The sequence below is a fragment of the Streptomyces sp. NPDC098781 genome (assembly GCF_044759995.1).
Taxonomy (GTDB): Bacteria; Actinomycetota; Actinomycetes; order Streptomycetales; family Streptomycetaceae; genus Streptomyces.
In genome coordinates, this window is sequence record NZ_JBIWAK010000001.1 from 1342423 (window position 1) to 1355549 (window position 13127).

The window sequence follows — 13127 nt, forward strand, 5'->3', positions numbered from 1 at the left end:
AGGCCATGAGCTGGGCGGGAGCACCCTGGGGGCCCTGTCACACCCCCGAACAGCGCTCCCCGGCACAACGCGGCCTGCCACCTCACACGACCCGCGCGCAGGGGTGGAGTCCGGTGGCGGAACCGCTCGTCGGCGCCCCCTGCACCTCCGCACCGGAACCGTTCACCGACATCCCAGAGGAGACATTCGTGCCATCGTCCCTTGCGTTCGGCCCGCGATCCGCCGCCGCGGGCGTGCCGAAGGGAGCCGGCCCGGCACTGGCAGCCGCGGTGCTGGGCTTCTTCGTGATGACCTTGGACACCCTGATCGTCAACGTCGCCCTCCCTGCCGGCAGGCTCAGCCGGTGAACAGGGCTGTCAGGAAGGCTCTGGCGCCGCGATGGCACCCGCCATCCGAGAGATCAGTTCATTGGTGATCAGAGGGAGCACCGCATTCTCCTGGTCGCCACGTGTGGGCGGGGTGTTTCAGGCTGTGGGGAAACGGAAGGCGCCCGTTCCGCTGCCGAGGGTGAGCCAGAGGTGGTCTTCCTCGCGGACGAGTCGCAGCGCGATGTAGGTGCAGCCTGGGCAGCGGGCTGTGATTCCTGGTTCGGGTCCGTAGATGTGCAGTTGGGCCAGGGGCCCGGACCGGTGGCAGTTCGGGCAGCGCCACCAGGCTGCGGTGGGTTCCACGGAGAGGATCTCCGACAGCGGGCCGGCGAGGCTGTTGCCGTCGAGGTGGGTGGGGGGTTCGTTCATGTGGGTCTCCTGCGGCGTTGTGGGGGAGAGGCGGGAACGGGGCTACCCGAAGCGTTCGGTGCGGATGGTGGTGGGGTCTATCCCCTGCTTGTCGAGGAGCTCGGTGAGCAGGTCGCTCGCGGTCTCGACGAATCCGGTTGGGCCGCAGACGTAGACGGGGCTCTGTGGTTCCAGCCGGGTTGTGGCTTGTTCCAGATCTGCTGTGGTGATCCGGCCGGGCGCCCGAGTGCTGTCACCTTGTGGCGTGCGGCGGGTGTGGATGATCTGGGAGTGGAAGTGGGGGCCGGCGGAGGTGAGGTCTTCGCGGTACCAGATGTCTTCAGGGGTGCGTACGGAGTAGATCAGCTGGAAGAGGCTGGGCGAGCCGGCCGCGTGGTGCGCTCGGATCATCGCGACGAGGGGTACGACTCCGGAGCCGCCCGCGACCAGGAGCGCGGATTGCGTCTGTTCCGGCTGCCACACGAACCAGTTGCCGAGCGGCCCGCGCATCTCGACCTCCGCGTCCGGGGGTAGCTGGTCGGCGAGGTAGGGCGAGACTTCCCCGTCGGGCACGGGCTGCACGCCGAGCTCCAGGCGGTCGTCGTCGGCGGGTGCGGCGAGGGAGTAGCTGCGGACGGCCTGGTAGCCGTCGTCCGCGGTGAGTCGTACGTCGACGTGCTGTCCGGGCAGGTGACCGGGCCAGCCGGGCACGGCGAAGACCAGGGTGCGGGCGGTCGTCGTCTGCTCGGTCCGTTCGACCAGCCGTGCGGGCAGCCAGGCGAGCGTCACGGTCAGTCGCCCCAGTTCCGCTGCTCGCGCCAGGGGTCGCCGTAGTTGTGGTAGCCGACGGACTCCCAGAAGCCCGGCTCGTCGTCGTGGGTGAGCTGTAGTCCGTGCACCCACTTCGCCGACTTCCAGAGGTACAGGTGGGGGACCAGCAGCCGGGCGGGTCCGCCGTGCTCGGGCGAGAGGGGGTAGCCGTCGTAGGTGTGGGCGATCCATGCCTTGTTGTCGAGGAGGTCCTCGAGCGGGAGATTCGTGGTGTAGCCGCCGTGGCTGTGGACCACTGCGTACTCGGCGCTCGTCTCCACTTCCTCGAGGAAAGCGTCGAGGGACACTCCGCGCCACCGTGTGTCGAACTTGGACCAGCGGGTCACACAGTGGATGTCCGTCACCGTCTCCTGCTGGGGCAGATCCATCATCTGCCCCCAGGTCCAGCTGCGGGAGTCGCCGGACTCCGTCGTGATGGTGAAGGACCAGGTCTCGGTCGGCACCTGCGGGGTGGGACCGGTCGACAGCACGGGGAACGACTCGGTCGGGTACTGTCCGGGCGGCAGCCGGTCCGTCAACGGGTGAGCCCGTCCGTGGAAGCCGGGTGAGAAGGAAGTCAAGGTCACCTCCGGGCGACGTCCGGCCGCGGTGCTGGGGCGGGCCGGGGGCCCGTCTCCAGTGTCGGACCGTGGCGGCGGGCCGACCACTTGGTTGCGGGTGGGTGGAGCTGTGCGGCGGCGGGTGCCTGGGGCGGTTCACGGCGGTTCGGGGCTGTTCTTGCGGGTGAGCCGTTCTCGTGATGACGGTGAGGGAGCTCGGCCGCACAGGTCGGGGTGGCTGGGCGGCTGTGTTGATCGGTTGTGGATTGTCGTGCCGTTCCCTTGGCCGGGTTGCTTGGAAGAGTCCGGGGGTGGGTGGGGCGGGTGGGGGGTGCGGTCCGGGGCCGTCCCAGGGGCGGCTGGTGGCCCAGATCTACGTCAGGAAGCGGCGGGGCGGGGCGTCGGGAGCCTCATGGCAGCGTGCGGGGATGCCTCGGCGCTTTCTCCCGAGGGGGCTTGCCGGGAGGGGACTGATGGCAGGCCGGCATTCGGGGTACCCGCGTCGGCATGTCACTGGGAACTGATCACACTGAGTCCGTTCGAGCCCTGCGGCAGCTGCGCCGGATCCGCGCCCTCTATGCCGCGGGTGCCGGCTTGTGGGCGGCTTCTGCCGTGCTGGCGGCGTGGGATGACCCTGGAAGTCGGCAGATGTGGGTGTCGCTGGTGCTGCTGGTGATCTTTACGGTTCTGACGTCGATGGCGTCGTTGTGGCTGTGGCGTCGGCAGGCTGCCAGTCAGGGGGAACCCGTGCACCATGCGGCCCGGCAGAGGATGTCGTGGCGTGGCCACGCCAGCGCCTAGGAACTCCTGACCGTCACCGGACCTGCATACGGGTGCACGGAGGACGTGCTGCGTCCCTTAGAGATCATCTCAATTGGCAGACGGGCTCATCGGTGTAGATGAGCCAGGACCCCTTCGTTCACGGGGTAGGGACGTTCACGGGGCAGGAGTTGCCGTGCGGCGTCCGGGACTCCGTCCTGCACATGCGCGTGGATGGTGTGGGCGAGCGATGTGACGTCGGTGATCGAGACAGTCCACTCATCGGCGTAGAGACGTGCGGCTTCGCCGACGAGGCCAAGCTGGAGCGACCGGTGGGCAAGCGGCTGAAGGTGCAGGTCCCGTTCGGGGTCCCATTGCACCCGGGCCGGAGCCCGCTTCAACTGGCGCTTCCATGTTGCGCGGTCGGCATGGAGCCCATGCTCGTAGTGGGACAGGCAGGCATGTTCGAGTGCCCACTCGAAGCCTTCACGGGAGATCTCGACGGCGAGTACGGTCTCCTGTCCTTCCTTTGTGCCCCACCCGCAGCGGTACATCATCCACAGGAACGACGGCTTGATCCACGTCATCCGGTCCCGCTGCCACACCACCGGGAAACGGCCCTCCCGGGCCGCCGGCAGGCCGATCTCCGGGGCGTATGCCTGGTAGACGGTGACCGTAGAGTCCGTGTGCAGGGCTCGAATCTGATATTTGGGTTCTGCCACGGGCACTAGGGTGGGCACACCTGTTTCGCGCGCGCCATCGGATTACTGCGGTGCGAGGCCGCCGAGCCTGCGATAGCAGATGAGGGTGGCGGCGATACCGACGAAGGCGAGGAAGTGCGCGGCCTTGCGCTCGTAGCGGCGGTGCAAGCGGCGGCATCCGGCGAGCCAGGCCACCGTTCTCTCCACAGTCCAGCGGTGACGGCCCAACCGCTGGGAGGACTCGATGCCCTTGCGGGCGATGCGCGGCGTGATGTTTCGCGAGCGGAGCCATCGGCGCAGGTGGTCGTAGTCGTACCCTTTGTCGCCGTGGAGCTTGGCGGGCCGTCGCAGACAAGGCCGCGCCGGGAGCGGATGGGAGGTATGCCCCGCACGAGAGGCTCCAGCCCCTGGCTGTCGTGGGTGTTGGCAGCGGAGATGCCGAGCGAGAGGGGCAGACCGGTCCGCCTCGTGATCAAGTGGATCTTCGAGCCTTTCTTGCCCCGGTCTACAGGATTCGGGCCCGTCAGGTCCCCCCTTTCATTGCGCGCATGCTCACCGAATCGACGGCGCATCGCGACCAATCCAGTTCCCCGCGTGCGCCGAGCTCGTCCAGGACCAGGCGGTGAAGCTTGCCCCAGACCCGGGCCCTGCTCCACTCGGTGAACCGACGGTGCGCGGTCGGCTCAGATGGGCCGAAGACCGGCGGCAACTGCTGCCACGTGCACCCCGTCGTGGCCACGAACATGATCGCGGCCAGCCCCTCCCGATCACCGTGACGCCGCCGACCCCCGCCCTGCGGGCGCACCGGCGCTGGGGGCACCACCGGCTGGAACAACTCCCACAACCCGTCCGGAACCAGACGCTCCACCATCGTCAGCACGACGGTAGGACTAACGATCAAGCCTATTGAGATGGCCTCTTAGCGGATCGGCATCGTGATCACCAAGCGGTCCGAATGGCCTGGCCCGGAGACTTCGGCTTGTCGCGCGCCTTTCCTCGCGATCTGCGACTCAACGCCTCGACCTCGGCGTCGAGCGGCCCAGCAAGGGCCAGCGGCGAGGCTTGGGCGCGCATCGTGACGGCCTCGGTGGCCGCACGGCTCGCGGATCCGAAGGGCGGGCGACGCTTGACGGCCCGCGCAGCCTGCGGGCCGTGTCCGGGTCATACGGGTTCCTGCCGGCCGTCGCCGTTGACGGTCCTGCGCCAGGCGCACACCATGACCTGCATGCGTTTCCTGCGGCGCGTGCGCCGGGATCTCGCCCGCGGCGAGAACCTGGAGATCTACTCGACGGCACTGCTCTCCGTGACGTTGGCGGTGCTCGGAGCTTTCGATGTAGTCGGCGGCAAGGTGCTGGACGCGGCCACGCTCGCCACGCTGGCCCTGCTGGCCGGTGGGCTGCTCGGGAGCCGCAGGCAGGTGTCGGACTTGGCGCAGCAGGTGCGCTCCCATATGGCAGGAGAGGTCTCGGCGGAGGACTTCCTGACCCGCGACAAACCGGACCTCATCGGGCAGGTGCGTGACGCCCGGGACATCAGAATCGTCGGGGTCACGCTGTCGCGGACCCTTCGGAACCTGGTCGACGAATTGCAGAGCCGCGCTGCCGCCGGAGCGACCATCAAGGTGGCACTGATCGACCCGGCCACCTCAGCACCGGCCGAGGCAGCTCGTCGCAGTACGGTCTCCGGCCGGCCGGCTGTGTTCGAGAATCGGCTGCGCCCGTCCGTCGACCTGCTGCGGGAGTTGGTGGAGAGTCCGGGGACAGGCGGAAGGATCGCCGTTCGCTTTCTGCCGTTCGTCCCGGCCTTCGGTCTGGTACTGCTGGATCCGCAACGGCCCGGCGGGCGCATCCATGTCGACATCTACTCCCACAGTTCCGCCTCCGGGGACGCCGTGTTCACGGTCCTCCCGGACCGTGACGGCCACTGGTATCAGCACTTTCAGGCTGAATTCGATCGGATCTGGGCTTTTGGGCGACCGGCCGATGCCTCGGACGGCTTCCCTCCGCCTCCGCCTGCGTGAGCGTACGAAGGGCAGTTCAACTCTGAGCGCGTCCGACCTGCTCAGATAGGCTCGCCGCATGACCCGCGCCTCCCGCTTTCGCGCCCTGCTCGACACTGGATTCATGGACCGCCTAACGGCCCGCGAGAAGCGGGTACTTGAGCGGCGCGCCGATCTCGCCGGTGCGGGTGAGAAGGCGGCACCGGTGGATCCGCGGGGCTGGTGGTACGCGGTACCGGCCAACGCGTACGAGGGCGTGTTCGAGGTGTTGGGGCTGCATGACCGCTTCCCGTGCACGTTGGCGGAGGGTGCCGGCGTGGAGGACATGCGGCACAGGCCGGGAGCGATGCCCGTGTTCATCACCCCCGAACTGGACGGGTGGCGGCTCGTGTTCGGCAACCTCGACAGCGTGGTGGGAGTGGACTGGGACGACTGGATGGGGACGGTGGAACGCCTGAGTTCGCGTTGCGGCCAGGCACAGATGTTCTTCATGGACGACGCCGGCGGTTCGGACGTCTGGGTGGTTGCCGAGCAGGGAACGATCCGCCGGCGGTACGCGGCCGAAAGCGACCCGGAATGGATCGGCGCGCCCTTGGCCTGGGAGGAACCAGGCACTGAGGGCGAGGATTTCGACGGGGACGGGCTCGATGCCGAGGGGACCGCGGGAGCTGCGGAGGCCTGCGGCGCGCTCTCCGTCGACCCAGCGGAAATCGGCGCCACGACCGAGGTACGCGCGCATGGGTGGCTCGCGCTCAGCGCGCCGGGGATCGGTCATGAGGAGCTCGGCGTGCTGGTGTAAGCGCGTGGCAGAAGGCCGTGAGCTGGGCACTTCCGTTGTATGGCCGGGGAGTTGCGAGCCGAGCGGTTGGTGGAGGCGCTCACTGGGGTGGGCTGGGCTGCGCGTCGACCGGTTCAGACGGCTGCCGTTGCCCGGCTGGCGCTGCTGGGTGGCGGTCTACTACCGCACGATCCTTACGATGAAGCAGGGCGTGTTGAGGCGCCGCCGGCAGATCAGCGCACTTCCGAGGGCGCGAACGGTTCGTGGATTTCGTCGCGGATCTCCCCGCGGATCCGCAGGCGGCTTAGCCAGTGCAGATGGGCGAACTGGCCCTCGACGACCCGGTTGAGTGCCCATTCCGAAGCCGTGCTCGGCGTCTCGGTGGGCGACCAGTGGCCTCACGCACGTCATAAGGGACGGGCATGGCCCGAGGATGCGAGTGCATCCCGACCACGAACTGAGGCCCCGCGGCGCGGGGTTCCCAGGTAGATCAGCCGCCATCGGGCTCTGCGGGCGAGGAAACCACCGGGTCGACCTGGGCCGCACGGCGACGAGTGGCCCGGTGCACGCAGCACGCCGGGAGGCGCCGATGCTGCGGTCTCCTACGCGGTCGAGCAATGCTGCCGGGACTGCCTTGTGGTCAGATGTTCGCCAGTTCCCTCAGCGCTTTCATCGCCGGGTTCCGGGCCAGTGCCGGATGGTGAAGCTCGACGTACTCCACCCCGTCGGTGATGAACGACCGTACCCCGGACACGTATGAGTCGAACGAGCAGCTGGGATGCGGCGTCGGAACGCCGCGCGAAGAGGTGAACTGCACCTGATCGCCCACGTGTCGTATCCGGATGACGTAGGTGCTCTCCGTGAAGTCGACCTCTGCCGCTCCAGCAAACCGCAGGCGTTCCAGCGAGTGCCCCAGAGTGAACATGATGTCGATCAATGGCATCTGCCCACGCGAAAGGAACGCGTGACCGTCCACGACGAAGTCAACCGGGTACTCGAAGAAGGCGTAACGCAGATCGGTCGCGCTGATAGTCGCCAGGTCTACTCGGCCGGCCTGCCAGGCCTTCTCGAAGCCAGATCCGATGTCGCTGCTGCTGTCGGGCGTGAAGTTGATCTTCAAGGGAATGCTTCCGTCTCCTCTGGGCGTCTTCGCTGAGGATCACTCTGAGACCCGTCGAGATCCCGCCGCCCTGAGTCTCGGCGAGCCGTCCGACCGTCTTGCCGGGGCCGACATTGACCAGTCCCTGGCGATGGGAGAGGGCTGGTCGGACTTCTTCGCGCTCACCATCCCCAACTTCTCGGAGGAGCGGGAGCACACCGTCGTGGGCGACTGGGTCGTGGACGATCCTGGCGGAATCCGCCAGCGGCCGTATGACGACCGTTACCCCGGTGACTTCGGGGACATCGGGCAGGTCACGGGCGGACTCAACTACACCCGAATCCACAACGTCGGTGAGATCTGGTGTTCCGCCCTCATGGAGATGACCCGCCGGATCAGCGCGGTACTGGGCAGCAAGGAACGCGGCTACCAGGTCTCCTGGCAGGCCGTCGTCGACGGGCTCAAACTCACCCCGAAGAACCCATCGCTGCTCACGGCCCGCGGCGCGATCCTGCGTGCCCTCAAGGATCTCAAAGGCGGGGACCTCACCGAGGCCGAGTACCCAGAAGTCCGCAACGCGGCCTGGGGATCCTTCGCCCGCTACGGCATGGGTTTCGACGCCTTCTGCCCCAACGCCTCCTTCATCGGCTGCCGGGCCGGCTCCCAACTGCCTCCGGCCGGGCATGAGGACTGAGTCGGATCAGGTGTCCATGCAAGCGGGAGGTCGAGCTGGAGCTGTCTCCTCGGCCTCGGTTCGACGAGCCTGACGCGGCGGGGGCCCGGTGGGTCAGGAACGCACCTGGATGGATGAGGCGGCTGATCATCTGCTGTCAGCGAATCCGTCTGGCCGCGTGGTGATCTCGGTGCTTGTGTGTCGGTGTGGAGATTCTGGTTCTGGGCGGAACGGCATGGGTGGGTCGGGAACTGTCGCGGCAGGCGATCGAGCGGGGCCATCGGGTGACCTGCCTCGCGCGTGGGGAGAGCGGGGACGTGGCGGACGGCGCGACACTGGTCGCCGCAGACCGGCGCGATCCCACGGCCTACGAGCCCCTGCTCGACCGTGTTTGGGATGCCGTCGTCGAGGTGTCATGGCAGCCGGGCTTCGTTCGCGGGGCGCTCGACGCGCTGGCCGGCAAGGCCGGGCACTGGGTGTACGTCTCGTCCGCCAACGCCTACGCGTCCCACGCCACGGTGGGGGCGGACGAGTCCGCAGCCCTGCTCGCCCCGACCGACCGTAGCGAGGTCGATCGCGACTTGTACGGCGAGGCGAAGGTCGCCTGCGAGCAGGCGTCGAGGGACGCTGTGGGCGACCGCCTCCTCATCGCACGAGCCGGGCTCATCGGCGGCCCGGGCGATCACAGTGGGCGCTCCGGCTACTGGGTCGCCCGCGCCGCACGCGATCCGCAAGGGCCCCTGCTGGTCCCCGACACACCGGCCATGCCGACCCAGGTCGTCGATGCGAGGGACCTCACCACCTGGCTGCTCGACGCCGCGGAGACGGGAACCACCGGCACGTACGACGCGGTCGGTCCGGTAGTTCCGTTCGGAGAGTGGATCGAGATGTGCCGTTCCATTGGCGGGCACACGGGTCCCGTGGTGACCGCCGAATCGGCGTGGCTGCTCGCCAACGGCGTGGCCCAGTACATGGGGCCCGAATCGCTGGCCATGTGGCTGGTGGAGCCGGGCTGGGAAGGGTGGTCGGCCCGGGACGGGTCCATGGCGCGTGCCGTGGGGCTGCGGCATCGGCCCCGGGCGGAGATGCTGGCCGACACGCTGCGTTGGGAACGCGAGCAGGGGCTGGACCGGGAGAGGCGCGCAGGTCTCAGCGCTCGGCGTGAGTGCGAGTTGCTCGACGCCCTCGGCTGACGGCGCTGGACCTGCCGAGAACAAGGGGGGCCACCGCGTGACCTTCAGGGGTCGTGTGGACTCCTGAGGTTCGCGCGGTGGCCGCAGGCCACGCGAGACGAGATCCCAGTCCCGGCCCCTTGCGCGTGCAACCACGGTCGAACGTCCGCAGCCGCACACGGTCGGTGACGCCGCCCCCGTGTCTCGTCCGGACGGGCCGAGTCAGGGCTGCACGGACAAGCGGAAGCTCTGCGCAGCCGAGTTGTCACAGGGACGCTGCACGAGTTGCACGCCGTTCGCCGAACTACCCGTACTGCTCAGACACTTGCCACTGTGCCGTGCGACGAAGTGGTAGGCACCGGACGCCTCCCGCACGGGAAGCCATTGTTGGTTGGCGCCACCCCCGTAGGACCAAAGCTGCGTGGGCGCGTCGTCGGCGGTCGAGACGCCGGTGACATCAATGACCTGCTGCGGGTTGCCACGGATCGCGATGCGGCTGTGGCCGCTGTCGGTGGGACGGAACTGGAACTGCTGGGCCATGGTCCCGTTGCAGGTGTACTGCTGGATCGGGGTGCCGTTGGCCGTGGCGGCCGCCCTGGCGTCGACGCAGGCGCCGTTCGCGGTGTTGACCAGCGAGTACCAGGCCGTCTCGGAGATCGGGTCGGTGGGTGTGGGGCTGTCGCTCGCACCGGCGAGCCACTTGAGCCCGTCGATCAGGAAACGGTTCTGGGTCGGGCTGGCGAACGTGGACGACAGCCGGGTGTTGGAGGCGTAGTCCATGGCGTTGTGGCCGAAGTTCGCGTACAGCATCCGGTACTGGGTGTTGGTCCACAGGATGGGGTAGTAGCCGCTGTACCAGGACTGGTTGGGGTCGGTGCCCAGAGGGAAGCTCGAGGGATCGACCGAGGCGAGGATCTTGACATTCGGGTTGGTGCGCAGGTCGTTGGACCAGCTGTACCACTCGCTGACCGACGAGGTGAACGTCTGGGGCAGCCCGGCGGTGGACGGATGGCTCCGGTCTTCGGTGCGCAGTACGGAGGTTGTCGGGCCCCAGGTGTTGGAGCGGAAGTTTCCGCTGCCGAGGAAGGTGTTGTAGTACCAGGGCCAGGAACCGGCGTCGGTCGTGAACGCCGAGACATGGAAGCCCATCCAGCCGCCCCCGGCCCGCATGTACCGCTCGAAGCCGGCTCGCTGGGCCGCGGAGTGCGGGGCGTCGTCGAGGAAGAGGACGACCTGGTAGTCGTTCACGCCGCCGTTCGCCAGCAGATCCCAGTTGGTCGTGGCGGTGTAGGTGAAGTTGTTCTGAGCGGCGGTGCGCGGAAACCACTCATTGGCTTCCTTGACGAAGTCGATGTGTGCCGCGTCCCAGGTCCCGCTGTAGAAGGCGATGACCTTGAAGGTGGGCGCCTGCGGAGCGGCGGAGGCGTCGTGCACGAGGGGGGTCGGGGCCGCCGTAAGCCCCAGGACCAGCGCGAGTCCGGCCAGCAGGCGGGTCACGAGCCGTCTCACGGGTGACGCGCCCAGCGGTGTTCGAGGCATGTGTACTCCTGCGCCGACGACGCGGCATGTGTGGGGGAGTGGAGAGCGGGGCGTGCGCATGACAAGTCGGTTTGCGCCCGGGCGGCCGCCGACGGCCGCCCGGGTTTATTTCACTACATGATTTAAGGAGTGAGGGAAATCCCGTGTCAACCCTTTGGTATAGGCCAATCGACGGGGTGCTTCTGTCGTGACGTCACGCCCCTCACACTGGACCAATGGCCGGTTTCGGGGGGCGTGGCCGACGCCGCGCGGTGGTGGCGGCAGGTGCCGTGGTCGTGTTGGCGAGCTTGGTATGGAGCGGGCTCCACCTTGCCCGTGGCGCGTTGGGGCCGGCGGATGTGGCCGCGGTGATCGGTGTTCCTCTGGGCGTGCTCAGCGTGGTGCTGAGCTTGAGGACGCCGGTCGTCGCCGACCTGGCCGACCAGGCAAGGGCGGCAGCCACGACGCTGGCCGCCCAGGTCCTGGCGGCAGAAGCTCCCCAACTGCGCAGGCAGTTGGGCGATGACACAGAACGCATCAACCTCGAGTACTCACTAGTCGGCGGCCCGCGTCCCGCGCACACGCCGGCCGACAGGGGCCACCTGCTGTCCGGCGATGTCACCGCCTCGCTGCTGGACATCGCCACGTACTACCGCAGCACCAGGCCGCGCCGGCTGGTCGTCACCGGAAAGGCGGGCGCCGGCAAGACCACGCTGGCCATGGAGCTGATGCTGGCGCTGATCGAGGAGCGCGAGCCCGACGACCCCGTACCCGTGCGTCTGTCAGCCGGCGAATGGGACACCACCGTCTCGTTGGCGGACCACCTCATCGCGCACCTGGTCCGCGCCTACCAGTGGCCCAGAGCCATGGCGGTCCAACTGGTGCGCCAGCGCCTGGTTCTGCCGGTGATCGACGGCCTGGACGAGATGGACCCCACGCTCGCCGACGGCAGTCCCGACCCCGAGGCCTCCCGCGCGAGAGCAGCGCTCAAAGCCCTCAACCGCTATCAGGACGGCCGCAACGCCGCACCGCTCGTCCTCACTTGCCGAACCGGCCACTACGACGTCCTCGGCCAGACCACACGATTGGTCAAGGCCGCCCATATCGCCATCGAACCCGTCGGCGCCCACGATGCCCAGAGTTACCTCGCTGCCCGCACCGCTGACCCCAGCCGGTGGCAGCCACTCTTCGACCACCTCCGTAGCCACCCGCACGGAGTCCTCAGCCGGACTCTCAGCACCCCATGGAGACTCTGCCTCGCCGCTACGGTCTATGCCGAGGACGGCGATCCGACGGAACTGCTCACCCACACCTCCCCGGACAGCCTCGACGAGCACCTCCTCGCTCGCTACATCGCTGCCGCCACCGAGCGATGCCCCTCCCGGGGGTACCGTGCCGAAGAGATCCACTGCTGGCTCCACCACCTCGCCACTCACCTTGCCGCACAAGACGACCGCCCGGTGCCGGGCAGCAGCGCGGCGGGAACGAGCGGCGCGCCTGGAACCGACCTGATCCTTCACCGCCTCTGGCCCCTCGCGGGTGCGCGCCGCGTACGCTCCATCGACGCTGTCCTCACCACCGGGTTCTTCCTCGTGGCCTGTGTGGTGCCTGCCATGATGCTCAGCGTTCCTCCCTCGCTGCTCGGGCTTGCCGCGGCAGCGACCCTGGAAGTGGCACTCAGCGCGGCATCACCTGACGTACGACCACCTCGCCGGCCCAACTGGCATCAGTTCAGGGGCCGGAGCACCGTCCGCTTCATCGTCCTCGGGATCGCGCTGAGCAGTGTCGTCACCGCGATCAACGCAGTGATCGGCAAGTACCTCGGCGGCTTCGCGGGCGGAGCCCTGGGAGGGACCGTCGGCGGGCTCGGCGGACAGATAGCTCCCACCCTGGGCTACGGCGTCTTCTGCGGCCTCGCGATGGGACTGTACGCAGCGGTCGACGGACCGCCCTCTCCCGCGGCGCGGCCCGGGGACGTGCTCCGTGACGACTTCTTGTGGTCCGTGGCCGTCGGCCTGCTTCTCGGCACCGCCTCCGGCATGGCCCTCGGGCTGTCTGACGGCCCAGAGGCGGGGACCGCGGCCGCACTGATCATCGGCGTCTGGGGGACCTTGGGCCTGGCCGTGAGCGGAACCCGACCTGGCCGACGCTACCTGGCCTTTGTGCTCTGCTCTCGCATCTACCTGAAGACACCTCTGCGGCTACGCGCGTTCCTGGACTGGGCCACCGGGGCCGGCATACTGCGCATGTCCGGCCAGGCCTATCAATTCCGCCACCGAGAGCTTCAGCAATGGGTCACTGACCACCCCACCCCGGCAGAGACCCGGTGAAGCAGGCCCGAA

At 68.4% G+C, this 13127-nt stretch carries 12 protein-coding genes and 1 pseudogene; 6 read left to right on the forward strand and 7 right to left on the reverse strand.

Features of this window, described 5'->3' with window-relative positions; all coding sequences use genetic code 11:
- Positions 1 to 188 precede the first annotated feature (188 nt).
- Positions 189 to 347: a hypothetical protein gene (locus ACIQWG_RS05815; protein ID WP_404090648.1), complete on the forward strand. Its 159-nt coding sequence runs from the start codon at positions 189 to 191 to the stop codon at positions 345 to 347.
- A 117-nt stretch (positions 348 to 464) separates the two neighbouring features.
- Here ACIQWG_RS05815 and ACIQWG_RS05820 read toward each other — a convergent pair whose 3' ends face one another.
- The 5 genes and pseudogenes from ACIQWG_RS05820 to ACIQWG_RS05840 all read right to left on the reverse strand — a co-directional run bounded on the left by ACIQWG_RS05820 (position 465) and on the right by ACIQWG_RS05840 (position 4417).
- Complete coding sequence (locus tag ACIQWG_RS05820) at positions 465 to 737, reverse strand: DUF6510 family protein (RefSeq protein ID WP_404090650.1); 273 nt, start codon at positions 735 to 737, stop codon at positions 465 to 467.
- Between the two features lie 42 nt (positions 738 to 779).
- On the reverse strand, positions 780 to 1511 hold the full coding sequence (locus ACIQWG_RS05825; RefSeq protein WP_404090829.1) for a ferredoxin reductase: 732 nt from the start codon (positions 1509 to 1511) through the stop codon (positions 780 to 782).
- A complete protein-coding gene (locus ACIQWG_RS05830; RefSeq protein ID WP_404090652.1) occupies positions 1508 to 2107 on the reverse strand; it encodes a sulfite oxidase-like oxidoreductase in 600 nt (199 codons plus the stop codon). The genes ACIQWG_RS05825 and ACIQWG_RS05830 overlap by 4 nt, the downstream gene beginning before the upstream one ends.
- 866 nt (positions 2108 to 2973) lie before the next feature.
- Positions 2974 to 3567, reverse strand: coding sequence for a DUF4291 domain-containing protein (locus ACIQWG_RS05835; protein ID WP_404090655.1), 594 nt, complete (start codon positions 3565 to 3567; stop codon positions 2974 to 2976).
- Positions 3568 to 3609: 42 nt separating this feature from the next.
- Positions 3610 to 4417, reverse strand: a pseudogene (locus tag ACIQWG_RS05840) (IS5 family transposase).
- A gap of 84 nt (positions 4418 to 4501) precedes the next feature.
- Here ACIQWG_RS05840 and ACIQWG_RS05845 point away from each other — a divergent pair.
- The gene (locus ACIQWG_RS05845) at positions 4502 to 5566 is read left to right on the forward strand and encodes a hypothetical protein (RefSeq protein WP_404090658.1); all 1065 of its coding nucleotides are present in this window, start codon (positions 4502 to 4504) and stop codon (positions 5564 to 5566) included.
- A gap of 58 nt (positions 5567 to 5624) precedes the next feature.
- Positions 5625 to 6344 (forward strand): hypothetical protein, encoded by a 720-nt coding sequence (locus ACIQWG_RS05850; RefSeq protein WP_404090661.1) that lies wholly within the window; start codon positions 5625 to 5627, stop codon positions 6342 to 6344.
- 619 nt (positions 6345 to 6963) lie between these two features.
- Here the strand turns inward: ACIQWG_RS05850 and ACIQWG_RS05855 are convergent.
- Complete coding sequence (locus ACIQWG_RS05855) at positions 6964 to 7443, reverse strand: hypothetical protein (RefSeq protein WP_404090664.1); 480 nt, start codon at positions 7441 to 7443, stop codon at positions 6964 to 6966.
- Positions 7444 to 7447: 4 nt separating this feature from the next.
- On the opposite strand from ACIQWG_RS05855, the gene ACIQWG_RS05860 reads away from it, so the two are divergent.
- Both ACIQWG_RS05860 and ACIQWG_RS05865 read left to right on the forward strand, forming a co-directional pair.
- Positions 7448 to 8116 (forward strand): M36 family metallopeptidase, encoded by a 669-nt coding sequence (locus ACIQWG_RS05860; protein ID WP_404090667.1) that lies wholly within the window; start codon positions 7448 to 7450, stop codon positions 8114 to 8116.
- Between the two features lie 185 nt (positions 8117 to 8301).
- Positions 8302 to 9288, forward strand: a complete 987-nt coding sequence (locus ACIQWG_RS05865) for an NAD-dependent epimerase/dehydratase family protein (RefSeq protein WP_404090670.1) — start codon at positions 8302 to 8304, stop codon at positions 9286 to 9288.
- A 201-nt stretch (positions 9289 to 9489) separates the two neighbouring features.
- Here the strand turns inward: ACIQWG_RS05865 and ACIQWG_RS05870 are convergent, their stop codons facing one another.
- Positions 9490 to 10806 carry a ThuA domain-containing protein gene (locus tag ACIQWG_RS05870; RefSeq protein ID WP_404090673.1) on the reverse strand — a complete coding sequence of 439 codons (1317 nt, stop codon included), beginning with the start codon at positions 10804 to 10806 and terminating at the stop codon, positions 9490 to 9492.
- 215 nt (positions 10807 to 11021) lie between these two features.
- Here ACIQWG_RS05870 and ACIQWG_RS05875 point away from each other — a divergent pair, with 215 nt between their 5' ends.
- The gene (locus ACIQWG_RS05875; RefSeq protein ID WP_404090675.1) at positions 11022 to 13115 is read left to right on the forward strand and encodes an NACHT domain-containing protein; all 2094 of its coding nucleotides are present in this window, start codon (positions 11022 to 11024) and stop codon (positions 13113 to 13115) included.
- The last annotated feature ends 12 nt before the right edge of the window (positions 13116 to 13127 follow it).

Bases quoted from the DNA above. Each gene is read 5' to 3' on its own strand.
- ACIQWG_RS05850 (WP_404090661.1), top strand. From the start codon at position 5,625: ATGACCCGCGCCTCCCGCTTTCGCGCCCTGCTCGACACTGGATTCATG.
- ACIQWG_RS05870 (WP_404090673.1), bottom strand. From the start codon at position 10,806: ATGCCTCGAACACCGCTGGGCGCGTCACCCGTGAGACGGCTCGTGACC.
- ACIQWG_RS05875 (WP_404090675.1), top strand. From the start codon at position 11,022: ATGGCCGGTTTCGGGGGGCGTGGCCGACGCCGCGCGGTGGTGGCGGCA.
- ACIQWG_RS05860 (WP_404090667.1), top strand. From the start codon at position 7,448: ATGCTTCCGTCTCCTCTGGGCGTCTTCGCTGAGGATCACTCTGAGACC.
- ACIQWG_RS05845 (WP_404090658.1), top strand. From the start codon at position 4,502: ATGGCCTGGCCCGGAGACTTCGGCTTGTCGCGCGCCTTTCCTCGCGAT.
- ACIQWG_RS05820 (WP_404090650.1), bottom strand. From the start codon at position 737: ATGAACGAACCCCCCACCCACCTCGACGGCAACAGCCTCGCCGGCCCG.